Source organism: Streptomyces sp. NPDC002779 (genome assembly GCF_042888685.1).
Lineage (GTDB): Bacteria > Actinomycetota > Actinomycetes > Streptomycetales > Streptomycetaceae > Streptomyces.
The window spans coordinates 157734-175425 of sequence record NZ_JBIAQC010000004.1 but is presented as its reverse complement, the minus strand read 5'-3'; the positions used below and the strand labels follow the sequence as shown (position 1 = coordinate 175425).

General features: G+C 72.3%; 16 protein-coding genes. 12 read left to right on the top strand and 4 right to left on the bottom strand.

Annotated features, from left to right (window positions below; translation table 11 throughout):
* Positions 1-109 precede the first annotated feature (109 nt).
* Positions 110-718, bottom strand: coding sequence for a LuxR C-terminal-related transcriptional regulator (locus ACFYW5_RS13550; RefSeq protein ID WP_389417119.1), 609 nt, complete (start codon positions 716-718; stop codon positions 110-112).
* Positions 719-1030: 312 nt separating this feature from the next.
* On the opposite strand from ACFYW5_RS13550, the gene ACFYW5_RS13545 reads away from it, so the two are divergent.
* Positions 1031-3187 carry a SpoIIE family protein phosphatase gene (locus ACFYW5_RS13545; RefSeq protein ID WP_389417467.1) on the top strand — a complete coding sequence of 719 codons (2157 nt, stop codon included), beginning with the start codon at positions 1031-1033 and terminating at the stop codon, positions 3185-3187.
* 34 nt (positions 3188-3221) lie between these two features.
* Here the strand turns inward: ACFYW5_RS13545 and ACFYW5_RS13540 are convergent, their stop codons facing one another.
* Positions 3222-4079 (bottom strand): RICIN domain-containing protein, encoded by an 858-nt coding sequence (locus ACFYW5_RS13540; RefSeq protein ID WP_389417118.1) that lies wholly within the window; start codon positions 4077-4079, stop codon positions 3222-3224.
* 161 nt (positions 4080-4240) lie between these two features.
* Entirely contained in the window at positions 4241-5527 is a 1287-nt protein-coding gene (locus ACFYW5_RS13535) for a S1 family peptidase (RefSeq protein WP_389417117.1), read from the bottom strand.
* A gap of 188 nt (positions 5528-5715) precedes the next feature.
* On the opposite strand from ACFYW5_RS13535, the gene ACFYW5_RS13530 reads away from it, so the two are divergent.
* From ACFYW5_RS13530 to ACFYW5_RS13480, 11 genes are all read left to right on the top strand, one after another.
* Positions 5716-6129: a PaaI family thioesterase gene (locus ACFYW5_RS13530; protein WP_389417116.1), complete on the top strand. Its 414-nt coding sequence runs from the start codon at positions 5716-5718 to the stop codon at positions 6127-6129.
* A gap of 452 nt (positions 6130-6581) precedes the next feature.
* The gene (locus tag ACFYW5_RS13525) at positions 6582-6797 is read left to right on the top strand and encodes a type A2 lantipeptide (RefSeq protein ID WP_250071740.1); all 216 of its coding nucleotides are present in this window, start codon (positions 6582-6584) and stop codon (positions 6795-6797) included.
* Between the two features lie 137 nt (positions 6798-6934).
* Entirely contained in the window at positions 6935-7741 is an 807-nt protein-coding gene (locus ACFYW5_RS13520) for an HlyD family efflux transporter periplasmic adaptor subunit (protein ID WP_389417115.1), read from the top strand.
* Positions 7738-9960, top strand: a complete 2223-nt coding sequence (locus ACFYW5_RS13515; protein ID WP_389417114.1) for an NHLP family bacteriocin export ABC transporter peptidase/permease/ATPase subunit — start codon at positions 7738-7740, stop codon at positions 9958-9960. The genes ACFYW5_RS13520 and ACFYW5_RS13515 overlap by 4 nt, the downstream gene beginning before the upstream one ends.
* Before the next feature lies 1 nt (position 9961).
* A complete protein-coding gene (locus tag ACFYW5_RS13510; RefSeq protein WP_389417113.1) occupies positions 9962-12778 on the top strand; it encodes an NHLP bacteriocin export ABC transporter permease/ATPase subunit in 2817 nt (938 codons plus the stop codon).
* Positions 12779-12871: 93 nt separating this feature from the next.
* Complete coding sequence (locus tag ACFYW5_RS13505) at positions 12872-13897, top strand: Ppx/GppA family phosphatase (RefSeq protein WP_389417112.1); 1026 nt, start codon at positions 12872-12874, stop codon at positions 13895-13897.
* Between the two features lie 28 nt (positions 13898-13925).
* Complete coding sequence (locus tag ACFYW5_RS13500) at positions 13926-14117, top strand: hypothetical protein (RefSeq protein WP_389417111.1); 192 nt, start codon at positions 13926-13928, stop codon at positions 14115-14117.
* An 81-nt stretch (positions 14118-14198) separates the two neighbouring features.
* Entirely contained in the window at positions 14199-15233 is a 1035-nt protein-coding gene (locus ACFYW5_RS13495) for an iron-containing redox enzyme family protein (protein ID WP_389417110.1), read from the top strand.
* On the top strand, positions 15234-15908 hold the full coding sequence (locus ACFYW5_RS13490; protein ID WP_389417109.1) for a HemK2/MTQ2 family protein methyltransferase: 675 nt from the start codon (positions 15234-15236) through the stop codon (positions 15906-15908).
* Positions 15889-16086, top strand: coding sequence for a CDGSH iron-sulfur domain-containing protein (locus tag ACFYW5_RS13485; protein WP_389417108.1), 198 nt, complete (start codon positions 15889-15891; stop codon positions 16084-16086). Before ACFYW5_RS13490 ends, ACFYW5_RS13485 begins: the two co-directional genes overlap by 20 nt.
* A gap of 142 nt (positions 16087-16228) precedes the next feature.
* Complete coding sequence (locus ACFYW5_RS13480) at positions 16229-17044, top strand: VOC family protein (RefSeq protein ID WP_389417107.1); 816 nt, start codon at positions 16229-16231, stop codon at positions 17042-17044.
* 139 nt (positions 17045-17183) lie between these two features.
* Here the strand turns inward: ACFYW5_RS13480 and ACFYW5_RS13475 are convergent, their stop codons facing one another.
* Positions 17184-17618 carry a protease inhibitor gene (locus tag ACFYW5_RS13475; protein WP_389417106.1) on the bottom strand — a complete coding sequence of 145 codons (435 nt, stop codon included), beginning with the start codon at positions 17616-17618 and terminating at the stop codon, positions 17184-17186.
* Between the last annotated feature and the right edge of the window lie 74 nt (positions 17619-17692).

Here is a 17692-nt window from a genome sequence, read left to right as displayed (position 1 = left end):
CTCGTCCTGGACGGCCGGCACACGGCCTACGGAACCCGAGGAGCTGATGGCCCGCCCGGCACCGTAGCGGGACCTCGTCGGCGACTGGACCGCCGTGCCCGCCGGGCGCTCAGAGCCAGCCCTCGCCCTGCGAGATGCGGATGGCCTCGATGCGGTTGCGGGCCCCGGTCTTGCGGGTGATGGCCGCCATGTAGTTGCGCACGGTCCCGCTGGACAGATGCAGGCTCCCGGCGATCTCGGCGATCGAGGCGCCCCCGGCGGCCAGGGACAACACGCTCAGTTCTCTCCTGGTCAGCGGCATCTCCGCGGCCTTGAGGAACCCGTAGCCCAGCGAGTCGTTGACGAAGCGTTCACCCTTGGCGACCCGGCGTATGCCGTCGACCAGGTTCTCCGGCGAGCCCGCCTTGTCGACGTAGCCGAGCGCCCCCGCCTCTACCGCCCGTTTCAGCAGCCCGGGCCGGTTCGCGGTGGCCAGGACCAGCAGCCTCGGGTGCACCGGGTCGGAGCCACGCACGCATAACTCGCCGAGTGGCGGGATGCCGTACGTGTCCGCGCACTCCAGATCGACCGCGCAGACGTCCGGCCGCAGGGATTTCACATGCGTGGGAGCGCTCCCCCAAGGACTGTCGAACACACTGAGGTCCGGCTCCCGGCACAGCCACTCCGCCAGGACCGACCGCACCAGACACGCGTCGTGCACCAGAAGCACCGTGATCACTACCGCCCCTTCAACATGTGTCGCCGGTTCTCGGTGTTGAGCGCGTGTCCCATTCTTAGCGGCCCTCACACCTCCCGTGCGCGCAGAACCGGCCATCGGGGTGCGCGGGGGCGCACACCCGGCTCACGCGCCCCACCGCGCGCATCGAATGTAGGGGCATGGGCTCACGGCAACGGGGTATCACGCGCGCCTCCCCCGGCACGGGCGTCCATGCCCGCCCCGAATCCCGGCCCCCGACGGCTCTCGCCGTGCGCGATGAGCCGCAAAGGGGCAGATTTGACCTCTGGGACCCGTCGCCAGCCGTGCGAGGAGGTGGTCGACGTGTCCGACGGGCAACCGTCCCACCAGGCACCGGCGACCGCCAGGACGCGGGTCGGCCGGCCGCTGCTCTCGCTCGCGCTGGCCTCGATGATGGACGAGGTCCACGCGCACTCCGGCGCGGTCTATCTGCTGGCGCCCCAGGAGCCGGTCCTGGAGATGGCGGTGATGGCGGGACTCCCCCGGGCGTTCGCGGCGCCCTGGGAGCGGGTGGGGCTGAGCGCGCCGATCCCGGTCGCCGACGCACTGCGCGAACGGCGGCTGGTCTGGGTGGGCGGCGAGGAGGAGATGGCCCGCCTGTATCCGCGGATCTCCGTGGTGCTGCCCTACCCCTTCTCGCTCGCGGCGCTGCCGGTGGCCACCGAGTCCACGGCGTACGGCGCGGTCTTCGTGACCTGGCCGGGATCGCACCCGCCCGAGCTGTCGGACCGGGAGCGCACCACGCTGAGCGCCGCCTGCGACCGGCTCGCCGCCCGGCTGTCCCGGGCCCTGCAGGAGAGCGTCCCGCTGCTGCCGGAGCCCGATCTGCTCGCCGCCCCCGCCCTGACCGGCGCCGCCGGCACCCTCGGCACGGTCGAGTCGGCGCGGATGGTGGCACGGCTGCCCTACGGGCTCTGCTCGCTCGATCTGCACGGCCGGATCTCGTTCGCCAACGCGGCGGCGGCCGAGCTGATCGGCGTACCGGTGAGCCAATTGCTGGGCACCCAGCTGTGGGCGTCGGTGCCGTGGCTCAACGACCCGGTCTACGAGGACCGCTACCGGGCCGCGCTGTTCAGTCAGCAGTCCACCTCGTTCGTGGCGCTGCGTCCGCCGGGCGACTGGCTGTCGTTCCGGCTGTACCCGAGCACCAGCGGGCTCACCGTCCGGGTCACCCGGGCGCGGGCGGTGACCGAGATGAACCGCGCGCACCGCCCGACGGGCGGCGGCACCCCGACCCGGCTGGTCACCATCTCCCAGGTGCTGAGCCTGGCCGGCGCGCTCACCGAGGCGGTGAGTGTGCAGGATGTCGTCCAGCTGGTCGCGGACCAGATCGCCCCCGCGGTGGGCAGCCAGGCCCTGGTGATGCTCGGTTCCCGGGCGGGCCGCCTTCATGTGCTGGGCCACCAGGGCTATCCCGACCCGCGCGTGGTCGAGCGGTTCGACGGGCTGCCGCTGCAGGAACGGACCCCCGGCACCCAGGCCCTGACCACCGGGGTGCCCGCGTTCTACGAGGACGAGGAGGAGTTGCAGCGGCTGTACCCGGCCCGCCAGGCCACGCCCGACGGGTTCGCCGCCTGGGCCTATCTGCCGCTGATCGCCTCCGGCCGTCCGGTGGGCACGCTGGTGCTCGCCTACGCCGAGCCGCATCCCTTCCCCGCCGACGAGCGGGCCGTGCTGACGAGTCTGGGCGGGCTGATCGCGCAGGCCCTGGAGCGGGCGGTGCTCTACGACGCCAAGCACCACGTCGCCCATGGCCTCCAGGCGGCGCTGCTGCCGCACTCGCTGCCGCCGCTGCCCGGCATCGACGCGGCCGCCCGCTATCTGCCGGCCACTCAGGGCATGGACATCGGCGGCGACTTCTACGATCTGATGCCCGCGCAGGGGCAGGCCGCGGCGGTGATCGGGGACGTGCAGGGACACAACGTGACGGCGGCCGGTCTGATGGGACAGATCCGCACGGCCGTACGGGCGTACACGACCGTCGGGCAGTCGCCCGGGGAGGTCATGCGCAGCACCAATCGGCTGCTGATCGATCTGGGCGCCGATCTCTTCGCGAGCTGTCTGTATCTGCGGCTGGACCCGGAGCACGGGCGGGCCGTGATGGCCCGGGCGGGTCATCCGCCGCCGCTGCTGAGACGGCCGGACGGGCGGGTACGGGTGCTGGACCTGGCCGGGGGTCCGCTGCTGGGCATCGACGGCTCGGCCACGTACCAGACGACGGAGGTCGATCTCGCGCCCGGATCCGTGCTCGTCCTGTACACCGACGGGCTGATCGAGTCGCCGGGCACCGACATCGAGGACGCGCTCGCCGATCTCGGGCGGGTGCTGGCGGAGGCGGGTGATCTTCCGCTGGAGGAGCTGGCCGACCATCTGGTGGAGTCCTGCGCGACACCCCGGGGCCGGATCGACGACGTGGCGGTGCTGTTGCTGCGCGCCCGGGCCCGGGGATGAAGCGGACGACGTGCGGACCCGGGTGCGCGCGTGGTCAGGCCGGGGTGAGCTGCTTCCAGAGCTGGGCGCCGGTGCCGTTGCAGTCGTGGATCTGGAGCTGGACGCCGTTGCGGAAGTCTCTGTGGGGAACATCCAGGCACTTGCCGGACCGGGGGTTGGTGAAGGCGGCCGGGCCGGGGGCGTCGTAGCGCCACTGCTGGGCGGTGGTGCCGTTGCACGTGTAGATCTGGACCTTGGTGCCGTTGGCGGTGCCCCCGTTGGCCACGTCCAGGCACTTGCCCGAGTTCGGGTTCACCAGGGTGCCCTCGGGGGTGATCCGCCAGGTCTGCCCCAGCGAACCGTTGCAGTCCCACAGTTGCACCCTGGCGGCGTTCTCCTTGCTCGCGCCGCTGACATCGAGGCAGTGCGCGCCGCCGTCGGGGCTGTAGGTGTACGCCGTGGGCGTGGCGGGGCCGGTCACGGTGAACGCGCACCAGGCGGACCAGGCGGAGGGGCCGTCGCCGTTCTCGGCGCGGATCCGCCACTGGTAGTCACCCGGGGTGAAGGTGCTGGTCGGGATCTGTATGCCCCACTCGTGCCCGACCGGGCCCGTGGTCAGGGGGTAGGTGCGCAGCGGCGGTTCGCCCGGGCGCGCGAGTTCCAGCGTCCCGGCCAGGTGGGGCTGGGGGTCCAGGCCCTTGACCGAGGCCGCGAACAGGGGAGCGGAACCGTTGGTGGTGCTGAAGGTCGGCGGGGTCGGGGCGCCGCACTGCTGGAAGCCCGCGTAGGGGCCGTTGGATATCCGCAGTGCCTCGGGGACGTCGGGGGTGGCGGCCCACGCGGCGCCCGGAAGACCGAGGAGGGCGGTGGCCAGGCCCGCGGCCACGGCGACCACGTAACGCATCCATCTCATGAGTGCTCCATCGCAAGATCGACGATCGTGTCGATCAAGAGTTCACACCGCTGGATCCGTCCACGTCAGTCCCTCGGGGTGGGCGTAAGGATTACGTCATATCCGGATGGCCGGCCCTCCCGCCGAAGGGCCGGCCACCCGGGGTCGTACGGTGACGGGGGTCAGTGGGTCTCGGTCAGCCCGGAGTCATCGGCTCCACCGGCACCGACACCGGCGTCCTCGCCGACACCCGCTTCCTCGCCGACACCGGCGTCTTCACCGGCTCCCGCCTCCTCACCGGCACCGGCCTCCTCGCCCGCCCCGGCGTCGCCGCCTGCCGCGTCACCCGCGCCGAGGGTGGCGCCGACCGCTTCGAGCGCGGTCGTGACCGGCTGGAAGAAGGTCTCGCCGCCCACCGTGCAGTCGCCGCTGCCGCCCGAGGTCAGGCCGATCGCGAGTCCGTCCTGGGTGAAGAGCGAACCGCCGCTGTCGCCGGGCTCGGCGCAGACGTTCGTCTGGATGAGCCCGGTGACGGTGCCCTCGGGGTAGTTGACGGTGGCGTCGAGGCCGAGGACCTGACCGTCGCTCAGCCCGGTGGTGCTGCCCATCCGGAAGACCTGGAGGCCGACCTCCGCCTCCGCGGCCTGGCTGATCGGGACGGTCTGACCGCCGCCGACGTTGACCTCGCTCGGCGCCTCGGTGGCCGGGTCGTCGTACGTGACCAGGGCGAAGTCGCCCGTGCCGGGGAAGGTGGCGGTGGCCGCGTCGACGGTGGCGATCGGCGCTCCCCCCTGGGCGTCGGACCACTCGGCGGCGGCGACCCCGCAGTGACCCGCCGTCAGGAAGGCCGGGGCGCCGTCGCCCGCGGTGACGTTGAAGCCGGCCGAGCAGCGGGCACCGCCCGCGAAGATGGCGTCGCCGCCGGAGAGGAAGGTCTTGAAGGTGCCCTGGGACTTCTTGATGGTCGCCATGCCGGAACCGAGGCTCTGCACGGTCGACTCCAGCCGGTCCCACTTGGCGCCGGTGACGGTGCTGTCGGCGGTGACCAGGATCTTGTTGGTGCGGGGGTCGACGGCCCAGGCGGTGCCCGGGATGGTCGCCTCGGACTTCAGGGTCTGCGCCCCGGCGTCCAGTTCGGCCAGGCTGTTGTCGACCTCGCGGACCTTCGCGCCCGCCTTCTTCGCCTGGACGATGACGTTGTTGTTGTCACCGGGGACGACGTTCACGACCAACTGCCGGCTGCCGGCGTCATAGTACGAACCGGCGAAGGCGTCGCCGAGCAGTCCGGCGAGCTGTGAGGCGAGGTCCGAGGCGTCCGCCGCCTTCAGGGTCCGGGGCGCCGCGGAGTCGTCCGAGGCGCCGTCCTGGGACGCGTTGGCGTGGGGCAGCAGGATGGCCGCCGCTCCGAGCGCCGCCACACCGCCCGCCGCTATCGCGGCCTTCCGCTTCGGCATTCGCTTGTGACTCAACCTTCTCGACCTCCTGGGGGGACGGGGTCCGTGCCGCCTTGCGTGCGACGGCTGTTCGGGGCGCCTGGATGGCCAGTGGTACGCACGGGTCACTCGGGGCGTTCAATTCCGTTGCCGCGCGCACCGCTCGAAACGCCGTTTCGGCCACGGTCCGCGTCCCGGCGGCCGGGTCCGGGAACACTCCCCCCATGACGATGACCACCGCCGAAGCCGACAAGATCCTCGCCGACAATTTCGCTGCCTGGGTCCTCGAACTGGGTCTGACCGTGGAGGGGCTGGACGACCGGCGCGCGGTCCTGCGGCTGCCCTGGTCGGACCGGCTGGCCCGGGAGGGCGGGGCGATGTCGGGGCAGGCCCTGATGGCGGCGGCCGACACCGCGACGGTGATCGCCGTGTCGGCGGCGCGCGGGGCCTACGGGCCGATGACGACGGTGCAGCAGTCGACGTCGTTCCAGCGGGCGGTGTCCGGCTCGGATGTCCTGATCGAGGCGGTGGTCACCAAGCTGGGCCGCCGGATGGCGTTCGCCGACATCACGATGACCGACGGCAGCACGGGCGAGATCGCGGCCCACGCGAGCACGATCTACGCGATCCTGGGCTGACACGCACCGCATCCGGACAGTGACGCTCCGCTGCGGCCAAGGAGCGGAATCCTTGCTTCAGCGAATCTGCACATCGAATGCCCAACCACGTCACCGGGGACCGCACTCCCCCACAACCCGCTACCGCCGGTCACACCATTGGGGCGGGAGTGTCGCTTTCGCCTCCCGCCCCGCAAGAGCGCACACGAGCCGATGCCGTGACCGATGTGAAGAAGTCGCCGACAAGCCGTGCCCGCACCGTCACGGATTACCGCCCCTGAGGCTCAAGTGCCCAGGTGAGGGCGTGCGTTGATTGGAAGCGCGCACCGGCCGCGTGCTTTGATCCATCGCACCGCGGGGGCCGCTACGGCACCCGGAAACGGGCGCCGGGCGCCCTGCGGTCGCGGCCGTCATCTGTCCCCAGAGGGGGCCGCCCCCCCTTGTGACATACCCATACGAAGGGAAGTTCCATCATGAACTCCACCCCCCAGGTTGAGACCGTCGAGATCTCCGACGCCGAGCTGGACAACGTCTCCGGCGGCCTTTCCGTGAACGCCCTCGGCACCGTCACCGGCCTGGTGGACGGCATCGCCCCGGTTTCCGGCCTGGTCAACACGGTCGTCGGCACGGTCGAGGGTGCCACCGGCCTGAACACCGCCCCGGTCACGAACCTGGTCGCCGGTCTCTGATCGCGCCTTTTTGTGACGTCGAGTCCCGGAGCCTCCCCCCGGCTCCGGGCTCTTCGGGTGCCACAGCGCTCCCGTAAATGCCGTAACAGCTCTCCCGTATGCCGTAACAGCTCTCCCGCACAGGTGAGGGAAGTTCCTTGCAGTTCCGCCAACAGGCCCTCGCCAGGCTCCAGTCGCCGGAGGAGCTCGATCTTCCGGTGCGTTTCGCCCGTCCGCAGGGCTGGCTCACGCTGTCCGTGACGATCGTCGTCATGGCGGCGGCCTCCGTGTGGGCGGTGACCGGCTCGGTCGCCTCCACGGTCAGCGCGCCCGCGATCCTCACCCACGGGCAGGGCAGCTACCTCCTGCAGAGCCCGGTCGCGGGCCAGGTCACCGCGGTCCTCGCCGAGCAGGGCGAGCGGCTGCCCGCCGACTCCCCTGTCCTGAAGGTCCGTACGGCCGACGGCGACACGATCGTGCGCACGGTCGCCGCGGGCCGGGTCACCGCGCTCGCCGCCACCATCGGGCAGATCATCCGGACCGGCGCCAACGTCGCCGCGGTGGAGAAGGTCGCCCACGCCAAGGATCCGCTGTACGCGACGGTGTACGTGCCCGCCGAGAACGCGGCCGCCGTCCCCGACGGCGCAGCCGTCGACCTCACCGTCCAGTCGGTGCCCACCGAGGAGTACGGCGTGCTGCGCGGCCGGGTGGCGTCGGTGGACCGCGGCGCCCAGTCCGCGCAGTCCATCACCTCCTTCCTCGGGGACAGCCAGCTCGGCGAACAGTTCACGAAGGACGGCAGGCCGGTGGCGGTACTCGTGAAGCTGGACAAGTCCCGTCGGACGAAGAGCGGTTACCGCTGGTCGTCCGCGGACGGACCGCCCTTCTCCCTCACCTCGATGACCCTGGCCGACGCCTCCGTCCGGCTCGCCGACGAGCGTCCCGTCGACTGGCTGCTGCCGTGAGCGCCGCCCAGGACACCCGGGGCCGCCGCCGCGCCGCCCCGCCGAAGAGACCCGTGCCCAAGGGCGGGGCGAAGACGGTCCGTACGCCCACGGTGCTCCAGATGGAGGCCGTGGAGTGCGGCGCCGCCTCGCTCGCCATGGTCCTCGGCCACTACGGCAAGCACGTCCCGCTGGAGGAACTGCGCATCGCCTGCGGTGTCTCCCGCGACGGCTCACGGGCCAGCAACCTCCTCAAGGCCGCCCGCAGTTACGGCCTCACCGCCAAGGGCATGCAGATGGACACGGCCGCCCTCGCCGAGGTGCGGACCCCGGCCGTACTGTTCTGGGAGTTCAACCACTACGTCGTCTACGACGGCATGGGCCGCCGCTTCGGCCGCCGCGGGGTGTACATCAACGACCCCGGCAAGGGCCGCCGTTTCGTGCCCATGGAGGACTTCGACGGCAGCTTCACCGGAGTCGTGCTGGTGATGGAGCCCGGCGACGGCTTCCGCAGGGGCGGCCGCAAGCCGGGTGTCCTCGGCGCCATGCCGGCCCGGCTGCGCGGCACCGCGGGCACGCTGCCCGCGGCGGTGCTGGCAAGCCTGCTGCTGGTGGTGGTCGGCGCGGCGGTGCCCGCGCTCAGCCGTACCTACATCGACATGTTCCTGATCGGGGGCCAGACCTCCCTGCTCGACGTGCTGTTCGCGTCGATGGGGGCGTCCGTCCTGCTCACGGTGGTGCTGACCTGGCTGCAACAGGCCAATCTGCTGCACGGCCGGATCATCTCCTCCACCCTCTCCAGCGCCCGCTTCCTGCGTCATCTGCTGCGCCTGCCGGTGACCTTCTTCTCCCAGCGCAGCCCGGCCGACCTGGTGCAGCGCCTGCAGTCCAACGACGCGGTGGCCGAGACCCTGGCCCGCGACCTGGCGGCGGCGGGCGTGGACGCGGTGGTCGTCGTCCTGTACGCGCTGCTGCTGTACACCTACGACCCCCAGCTCACCGTCGTCGGCATCGGGGTCGCGCTGCTGAACATCGTGGCGATGCGGGTGGTGATCCGGCTGCGCGCGACGCGTACGGCGAAGCTGCGCGCCGACAGCGCCCGGCTCACCAACACCGCCTACACCGGCCTTCAGCTGATCGAGACGATGAAGGCGACCGGCGGCGAGGACGGCTACTTCCGCAAGTGGGCCGGACAGCACGCCACCACCCTGGAGGAGCAGCAGCGCCTCGGGGTGCCGAGCGCCTGGCTCGGTGTGGTCGCGCCCACGCTGGCCACCCTGAACAGCGCGCTGATCCTGTGGATCGGCGGCATGCGCGCGGTCGAGGGCCATATCTCCGTCGGCCTGCTCGTCGCCTTCCAGGCCCTGGTCACCCGGTTCACCGCCCCGCTGACCCGTCTCAACGGCGTCGCGGGCCGCATCCAGGACTTCGCGGCCGACGTGGCCCGCCTCAAGGACGTGGAGAACTTCCGGGCGGACCCGCTCTACGACCGCCCCGGCGGCGCCGACTCCACCCGCAGGCTGCACGGGCACGTGGAGCTGCAGAACATCACCTTCGGCTACAACCCGCTGGACAAGCCGCTGTTGACGGGGTTCGACCTCACCGTCGGTCCCGGTCAGCAGGTGGCCCTGGTCGGCGGCTCGGGCAGCGGCAAGTCCACCGTGTCCCGGCTGATCTCGGGCCTGTACACGCCCTGGGAGGGTGTGATCCGTATCGACGGACAGCGGCTGGAGGACATCCCGCGCGGCGCGCTCGCGTCCTCGGTCTCCTTCGTGGACCAGGAGGTGTTCCTCTTCGAGGGCACCGTCCGCGACAACGTGGCGCTGTGGGACCCCTCCGTCCCGGACGACGCGGTGACCGAGGCCCTGCGGGACGCGGCCCTGTACGACGTGGTCATGCGCCGCCCCGGCGGCATCCACAGCAGGGTCGAGCAGGACGGCCGCAACTTCTCCGGCGGCCAGCGCCAACGCCTGGAGATCGCTCGGGCGTTGGTGCGCCGGCCCAGCATCCTCGTCCTCGACGAGGTGACCAGCGCGCTGGACGCGGAGACCGAGCTGACCGTGATGGACAACCTGCGCAAGCGCGGCTGCGCCTGTGTGGTCATCGCGCACCGGCTGAGCACCGTGCGCGACAGCGACGAGATCGTCGTACTGGAGCACGGCACGATCGTGGAGCGCGGCCGGCACGCGGACCTCGTCGCACGCGGCGGCGCCTACGCGACCCTGGTCAGGGAGCGGTGAGATGACCTCCGTGCACGAGGGCGACCTCGTCCTGAGCGCCCTCGGTTCGATGGGCAGCCGTATCGACTGCGCCGGGTTCAGCCGGCTCGACCTCGAAGGCCCGCAGGTGCTGTGGCTGGTGGCGTCCGGGGCCGTGGACCTGTTCGCGGTGGACGCCGGGCAACAGGGCCACTGGCACCACCTGGGCCGCCTGGAGGCGGGCTCTGTGCTGCTGGGCCCGGTCGTGGGCCCGCAACACACCCTGGTGGCACGCCCGTTGCGCGACTGTGTCGTGCACCGCATCGGCCTGCGCGAGCTGTACCAGCCCGCCCCCACCCAGACCTGGTCCTACGACGAGTACGGCAACCCGCAGTACGTCCCGCCGACAACGAGCCCGCTGGAGTACGCCCTCGCCCTCGGCGTCGGCCGCAGCCTGTCCATCCTCTTCCAGGCCCCGATGGCCACCGAACGCGCCGCCGAGATCAGCGACGACGACGTCCTCTGGATGCAGGTCCCGCCCGGCAGCGTCCAGTACGGCTCCCTGTACGGCCAGGAAGCCGCCGCCGACCTGCTCATCGACCCGGCGGTCTGGCAGTCCATGGTCGACCAGCAGTACCGCCTGCTGACCACCCTGGACCGCTGGATCGAGCAGCTGGAGCGCACCCACGAGACGCGCACCGCGGAGGGCATCAGAGCCGGTGAGGCGGTGCGCGCCCAGGCCGACCGGACGCTGCTGGCCTCGATCGGCAAGCGCGGCGGCACGCGGGCCACGGCCGCCGACGCGGACGCCACTCACGCGGCCTGCAAGCTGGTCGCCGAGGCGGCCGGGATCACGCTGGCCGACCCCGCGCACAGCGGCACCGAGAGTGACCGGCTCGACCCGGTCGAGCGGGTGGCCCTCGCCTCCCGTGTCCGCACCCGGGCGATCCGTCTCGACGGCCGCTGGTGGCGGGAGGACGCCGGCCCGCTGGTGGGCCGCCGGGCCCTGTCCGGGGCGCCGGTGGCACTGCTGTGGCGGCGCGGCGGGTATGTCGCCGTGCACCCGGCGACGGGCCGCGAGACACCCATCGAGAAGGCCAACGCGGAGGAGTTCGAGCCGCGTGCGGTGATGTTCTACCGGCCCCTGCCCGATCGTGCGCTCAGCCCGCTGCGGCTGGTCAGGTTCTGCCTGCGCGGCACCGCCGGGGATCTGACGAACCTGCTGCTGAGCGGCCTGGTGACGGTCGCGATCGGGGCGCTGGTGCCGGTCGCGACCGGCAAGGTGCTCGGCCAGTTCGTGCCGAAGGCGCAGACGGATCTGATCGTGCAGGTGTGTCTGGCGGTGCTGGTCAGCAGTGTGGTGGCCGCCGCCTTCATGCTGCTGCAGAATCTGACGATCCTGCGCCTGGAGGGCCGGATCGAGGCGATTCTCCAGCCGGCCGTCTGGGACCGGCTGCTGCGGCTGCCGACGAAGTTCTTCACCGAACGGTCCACCGGCGAGCTGGCGAGCGCGGCGATGGGCGTGAGCGCGATCCGGCGGCTGCTGGCGGGGGTCGGTCCCACGGTCGCCCAGTCGGTCACCGTCGGCGCGATGAACCTGGGGCTGCTGCTGTGGTTCAGCGTCCCGATGGCGCTCGCGGCGATCGGCATGCTGGTGGTCATCGCCGTGGTGTTCCTGGGGCTCGGGCTGTGGCAGGTGCGCTGGCAGCGGCGGCTCGTGGTGCTCGGCAACAAGCTGAACAATCAGGCCTTCCAGACCCTGCGCGGACTGCCCAAGCTGCGCGTGGCGGCCGCCGAGAACTACGCGTACGCGGCCTGGGCCGCGCAGTTCGCCCGCAGCCGCGAGCTCCAGCAGAAGGTGGGCCGGATCAAGAACCTCACCGCGGTGCTGGGCGCGGTCTATCTCCCGCTGTGCACCCTGCTGATGTTCATGCTGCTGGCGGGCCCGGCGCGCGGCTCGATGTCGGCGGCGGCGTTCCTCACCTTCAACACCTCGGTGACGATGCTGCTGACCTCGGTCACCCAGCTCACCGGCGCGTTCGTCTCGGCGGTGGCCGCGCTGCCGCTGTTCGAGGAGATCAAGCCGGTGCTGGACGCGACCCCGGAGGTCCGCACGGCGAGCACCCGCCCCGGCCCGCTGACCGGCGCGATCGAGGCCCGCCGCCTGTCCTTCCGCTACTCCGACGACGGCCCGCTGGTCCTGGACGACGTCTCCTTCTCGGTCCGGCAGGGCGAGTTCGTGGCGATCGTCGGCCCGAGCGGCTGCGGCAAGTCGACGCTGCTGCGCCTGCTGATCGGCTTCGACAAGCCGCTCTCCGGCAGCGTCCTCTACGACGGCCAGGACCTGGCCGCGCTGGACCAGTCCGCCGTACGCCGCCAGTGCGGGGTGGTGCTCCAGCACGCGCAGCCGTTCACCGGCTCCATCCTGGACGTCATCTGCGGCACCGAGCCGTACACCCCGGAGGAGGCGATGGCGGCGGCCGAGCTGGCAGGGCTCGCCGAGGACATCAAGCGGATGCCGATGGGACTGCACACGATCGTCTCGGGCAGCGGCGCGATCTCCGGCGGCCAGCGCCAGCGCCTGATGATCGCGCAGGCGCTGATCCGCCGCCCGCGGATCCTGTTCTTCGACGAGGCGACCAGCGCGCTGGACAACGAGACCCAGCGCACGGTGATCGAGAGCACGAAGGCGCTGGCAGCGACGCGGATCGTGATCGCGCACCGGCTGTCGACGGTGCTGGACGCGGACCGGGTGATCGTGATGGAGGACGGCAAGGTGGCCCAGCAGGGGCCGCCCGCGCAGCTCCTGGCGGACACCGGCGGACGGCTGCACGAGCTGGTCCGGCGCCAGCTCGCCTGACGGGTGCGCGGCACTGGCCGAAGTGCGACCCCCGTCCGCCGGGAGACGGCGTTTCCCCGTTCGTTCGCGGGGAAAACGGGTACTCACGCCGCCATGCGAATCAGCGTGGTGGATGTGGGCTCCAATACGGTCCGTCTGGTGGTGGCCGACGCCAATGACGGCGTACCGCTCCCGGTGCACACCGCAAAATGGCGACTACGGCTGTCCCAGCACGTCAGACCGGGGGACGCGATACCGGACGAGGCGGTCGAACGGCTGGTCGACGCGGTCGCCGAGGCGAGCAGAACCGCCGCCCGGTGGCGGGCGACCGACCCCGTGGCCTTCGCCACGGCCGTGGTGCGGGCCGCCCCGAACCGGCGCGAGGTACTGGGCGCGGTCCGGTCCCGCACCGGAGTGGATCTGTGCACCCTGCCCGGCGAGCTGGAGGCCGAGCTGACGTTCCTCGGGGCACGGCGGTGGATGGGCTGGCGGGCGGGACCGCTCGCCCTGCTGGACATCGGCGGCGGCTCGCTGGAAGTGGCCTTCGGCCGGGGCCGGCTGCCGGACTTCGCGGCCTCCCTGCCGCTCGGCGCGGGACGGCTGACCCATGAGTTCTTCGGCGACGACGACCCGCCCTCGCCCGAGCAGGTACGGGCGCTGCGCCGCCGGGTGCGGCATCAGCTGCGGGACGTCGCGGCCCGGATCCGCTGGGAGGGACCGCGTACGGCAGTCGCGACCTCACGGACGTTTCAGCAGCTGGGCCGGTTGTGCGGGGCGGCGCCCGGCCGCAACGGCCCCTTCGTGGAACGGCCGCTGCACAGCCGCGACCTGCGCGGTGCGGTGGAACGGCTGGCCGCGCTGCCCGCGGCCGAGCGCTCCCGGCTGCCCGGCATCTCCGCGCCCCGGGCCGCGCAGAGCCTGGCCGGGGCGGTCGTCGCGCACACCGCGATGAAGCTCACCGGGCTGCGGACGGTCACCGTGTGCCCCTGGGCGATCCGGGAGGGAATCCTGCTGCGCCACATCGAGGACGGCGCGTCCTGGTGGACGCGGGTCGCCCGGGCCGGCGAGGAGCCGACGCCGCCCGAACCGGTGCCGCTGCGCCTCGCGGGATCGAACGGCATGGCGGGCGCGAGCAGCTGAGCATGAGGACCGGAGAGAGGAGAATCCCGTGAGCGACAACCGGCACGACTCTCCGGAGGAGTCCGAGACGGCGCTGGACGAGGTCCTGCGCGAGATGTCCGAGGCGCAGCAGCGCCCCGGCGACGCCGGTGATCCGGCGCGCCGGCACCGCCGTGAGGGTGAGGCCGCCGACGCCATCACCCCCAGCACCCGGGCCCAGGAGGAATCCGAGGGCGGCTGAGGGACCGCTCCGCGCGGGGCGCGCCACGCCGTAATGGTTCTGGCACGGATGGCCGCGCCCCACGCGGGTACCCGGGCCCACATGCCACACCAGCACGACACACCACGTCTGCCCGCTGCCCGCGGCCCGGTCTCCGCAGCGGTGATCCGGTATCTGCGGGGGACGGGCCCCCTGCCCGGCGAGGACGACCTGGCGAGCGCCGACGTCTACGGCGACGATCTCCAGCTCGCCCTGTACGTCTGCTACGAGCTGCACTACCGCGGTTTCGCCGGCCTGTCCGCCGACCGTGAATGGGACCCCGACCTGCTGCGGACCCGCGCGGCGCTGGAGCAGCGCTTCGAGGCCGCCCTGCGCGCGGACACCCCCGCCCACGACGGCGTACCGGACGCGATCGACGACCTGCTGGTCGAGCCGGTCGACGGCACGGGCGTCTCCCACTTCCTGCGCGACGAGGGCGAGCTGTGGCAGCTGCGCGAATACGCGGCACTGCGCTCGCTGTACCACCTCAAGGAGGCCGACCCGCACGCCTGGGTGCTGCCCCGGCTGTCGGGCCGGGCCAAGGCGGCCATGGCGGCGGTGGAGTTCGACGAGTTCGGCGGTGGACGCCCCGAGCGGGTGCACGCCCGTCTCTTCGCCGACCTGATGACCGACCTCGGCCTGGACACGACGTACGGCCACTACCTGGACGCGGCGGACGCCGAGACGCTGGCCACGGTCAACATGATGTCCCTGTTCGGTCTGCACCGAAGGCTCCGGGGCGCGCTCGTCGGCCACTTCGCCGCCGTGGAGATCACCTCCTCGCCCGGCTCCCGGCGGCTGGCCGAGGCGATGCGCCGCACGGGCGCCGGACCCGCCGCCGAGCACTTCTACGACGAGCACGTCGAGGCGGACGCGGTGCACGAGCAGGTCGTCCGGCACGAGGTCATCGACGGCCTGCTGACCGACGAGCCGCATCTGGCGCCGGACATCGCCTTCGGCATCGACGTCACCGGCTATCTGGAGGACCGGCTCGGCGAACGCCTGCTCACCCACTGGCGGGCCGGCCGGTCGGCGCTGCGCGAGCCCCTGGACGCCGAAGGGCGCCCGCAAACTTCTGAAACCTCCCTTATTTCCTGAATGTCGGGGTACTCGAGCGCTGTGAATTTTCTGGTGCTACCGGGCGTCTACGCCCCACAGGAGGACACCGAGCTGCTGGCCGGTGCCCTGGCCGACGAACCGCTGCCGACCGGCGCCGAGGTCCTCGAAGTGGGAACCGGCTCCGGCGCACTGGCCCTGAAGGCGGCACGGCGCGGCGCGCGCGTGACCGCCGTGGACGTGTCGCGGCGGGCGGTGTGCACGGCACGGCTGAACGCCTGGCGGACCCGCCTTCCGGTGCGGTTCCTGCACGGCGACCTCTTCGAGCCCGTGCGCGGACGGTCGTACGACCTCATCCTGGCCAATCCGCCGTACATGCCGACGCCCGCCGCGGACACCGAGCCGCGCGGCAGCGCCCGGGCCTGGGACGCGGGCCACGACGGCCGGCTCGTCCTGGACCGCATCTGCCGGGAGGGGCCCGAGCTGCTGCGGCCCGGCGGGGTCCTGCTGCTGGTGCACTCCTCGCTCAGCGGTCCCGACCGGACCGTGGAGTGGCTGCGGGCGGCCGGGCTGAAGGCCGCCGTGTCCCGGCGGTGCCGGATCCCGTTCGGGCCGGTGATGCGTGCCCGTGAGGAGTGGCTGCGGCAGCGAGGGCTGCTGTCCGCCGCCGACGAGAAGGAAGAGCTGGTGGTCGTCCGTGCCGAACGCACCGTCTGAGCCGCCCCGCCGGGTGAAGGTCCAGCGCGCGGGTCCGCTGATGCTGGAAGGGCCCGTGGAGATCGAGCTGGAGGACGGCAGCACCGTCGTCTCCGACCGCTTCCGGGTCGCCCTGTGCACCTGCCGGCGCAGCCGGCGCTATCCCTGGTGCGACACCAGTCACCGCAAGAAGGCCTGACTTTCCCGCCCGCCGATGAGTTCTGCGGGCGCGCGGGGTCCATCCCTTCGTAAGGCACCCGTCAGCCTGGCCACCCGTCCGCCGTGCGCGGCCGACGGGCCGGTGCCAGGCTGACGGGAACGGACCTGCGAAGGGAATCCTCATGATCACCACGGACCCCGTCCACGGCGTGCCGTGCTTCCTCGACCTCGGCGCCCCTGACGTGCGGGCCGCCGCGGCCTTCTACGGCAGCGTGCTCGGCTGGGACTACGAGGCCATGCAGGGCGGCGAGGAGACGGAAGGCGCCGAGGAGATGGAAGGCGGCATGTTCCGCAAGGACGGCAAGGTCGTCGCCGGCCTGGGCAAGCTCACCGAGGAGGGCGCCCGCTCGGCCTGGATGATCTACTACAACGTCGCCGACGCGGACGCCACCACCCAGGCGGTCGAGAAGGCGGGCGGCACGGTCCGGGTGGCACCCCGGGACCTCGGCGAGTGGGGCCGGATGGCACAGCTCAGCGACCCGCTCGGCGGCCAGTTCGCCATCTGGCAGCCCGGCACGGACGGCGGTGTGGAGCTGGTGGACGCCCCGGGCGCGCTGTCGTGGACCGAGCTGTACACGAGCGACCCCGAGGGCGCGAAGAAGTTCTACGGCGATGTCTTCGGCTGGTGGTACAGCGACATGGAACTGCCGGGCGGCGGGGGCACGTACTCCCTGATCACCCCGGCGGACCTGCCCGAGGAGCGGATGCAGGGCGGCATCATGGGCCTGCCGCAGGAGGCCCTCGCCCTGGCGGGCGGGAAGCCGTACTGGCACCCGGTCTTCGACGTCGAGGACTGCGACGCCGCGGTCGCCCGGGTCACCGGGAACGGCGGCAGTGTGCAGATGGGCCCCGAGGACGCCGAGGGCGTGGGCCGGCTCGCGGTGTGCGTCGACCCGGCGGGCGCGGACTTCGTGGTGCTCACCCCCGTCAAGAGCTGAACACACGAGGTGCCGGCCGGGCGGCCCCACTCCGCCCGGCCGGCCCCCGATACGAGATCGCAGGCCACTGTGACAGGACTCGCACTCCCCAGTCACGGGCCGCTGCACATGATCACGCCGGCCATGCGATCCCGGTCCCTCAGAACGCGAAGACGCTCGCTCCGAGGGAGCTCTTCACGCACTCGTTGGAGAAGGTGCGCTCGTAGGAGACGCGCTCTCCGCGCCAGACACCGTCGACGGTGACGACGACGGGGTCGTACTCCCTGGTGCACATGATGTCGTCGTCGCTCGCGAGCGCGTCGAAGTCTCCTTGGGCCGCGCGCAGTTCGGCGCAGGCCCGGCCGGCCGCCGGGTGCGTGCCGGAGGGCGCGGGCGTGCAGACGAGGGTCACGGCGCGCTCCGGGGCGGTGAGCGCCGCGCTCTCGCCGTGGGCCACGGTGAGCACGAGCGCGGAGGGGGCGTAGAGCGAGCCGGTCGCATTGCCGGGGGCCGCGGGGGCGGCTCCGGCGAGAGGGCCGCAGACGGCTGCCGCCGTCAGGCCGAGGGTTGCTGTCCAGCGCGCGGTGTTCCGCATTGTGTGCATCCTTCCGCTCGATTCGGGGGTGTGCCGGAGCCCGCCCGATCGGACCGGAACCGGCGACCGCGAGT

Excerpts from the sequence above, each read along its gene's own strand:
- ACFYW5_RS13540 (WP_389417118.1), bottom strand. The coding sequence starts at position 4,079 with ATGAGATGGATGCGTTACGTGGTCGCCGTGGCCGCGGGCCTGGCCACC.
- ACFYW5_RS13530 (WP_389417116.1), top strand. The coding sequence starts at position 5,716 with ATGACGATGACCACCGCCGAAGCCGACAAGATCCTCGCCGACAATTTC.
- ACFYW5_RS13525 (WP_250071740.1), top strand. The coding sequence starts at position 6,582 with ATGAACTCCACCCCCCAGGTTGAGACCGTCGAGATCTCCGACGCCGAG.
- ACFYW5_RS13510 (WP_389417113.1), top strand. The coding sequence starts at position 9,962 with ATGACCTCCGTGCACGAGGGCGACCTCGTCCTGAGCGCCCTCGGTTCG.
- ACFYW5_RS13505 (WP_389417112.1), top strand. The coding sequence starts at position 12,872 with ATGCGAATCAGCGTGGTGGATGTGGGCTCCAATACGGTCCGTCTGGTG.
- ACFYW5_RS13495 (WP_389417110.1), top strand. The coding sequence starts at position 14,199 with ATGCCACACCAGCACGACACACCACGTCTGCCCGCTGCCCGCGGCCCG.
- ACFYW5_RS13490 (WP_389417109.1), top strand. The coding sequence starts at position 15,234 with ATGTCGGGGTACTCGAGCGCTGTGAATTTTCTGGTGCTACCGGGCGTC.
- ACFYW5_RS13480 (WP_389417107.1), top strand. The coding sequence starts at position 16,229 with ATGATCACCACGGACCCCGTCCACGGCGTGCCGTGCTTCCTCGACCTC.
- ACFYW5_RS13475 (WP_389417106.1), bottom strand. The coding sequence starts at position 17,618 with ATGCGGAACACCGCGCGCTGGACAGCAACCCTCGGCCTGACGGCGGCA.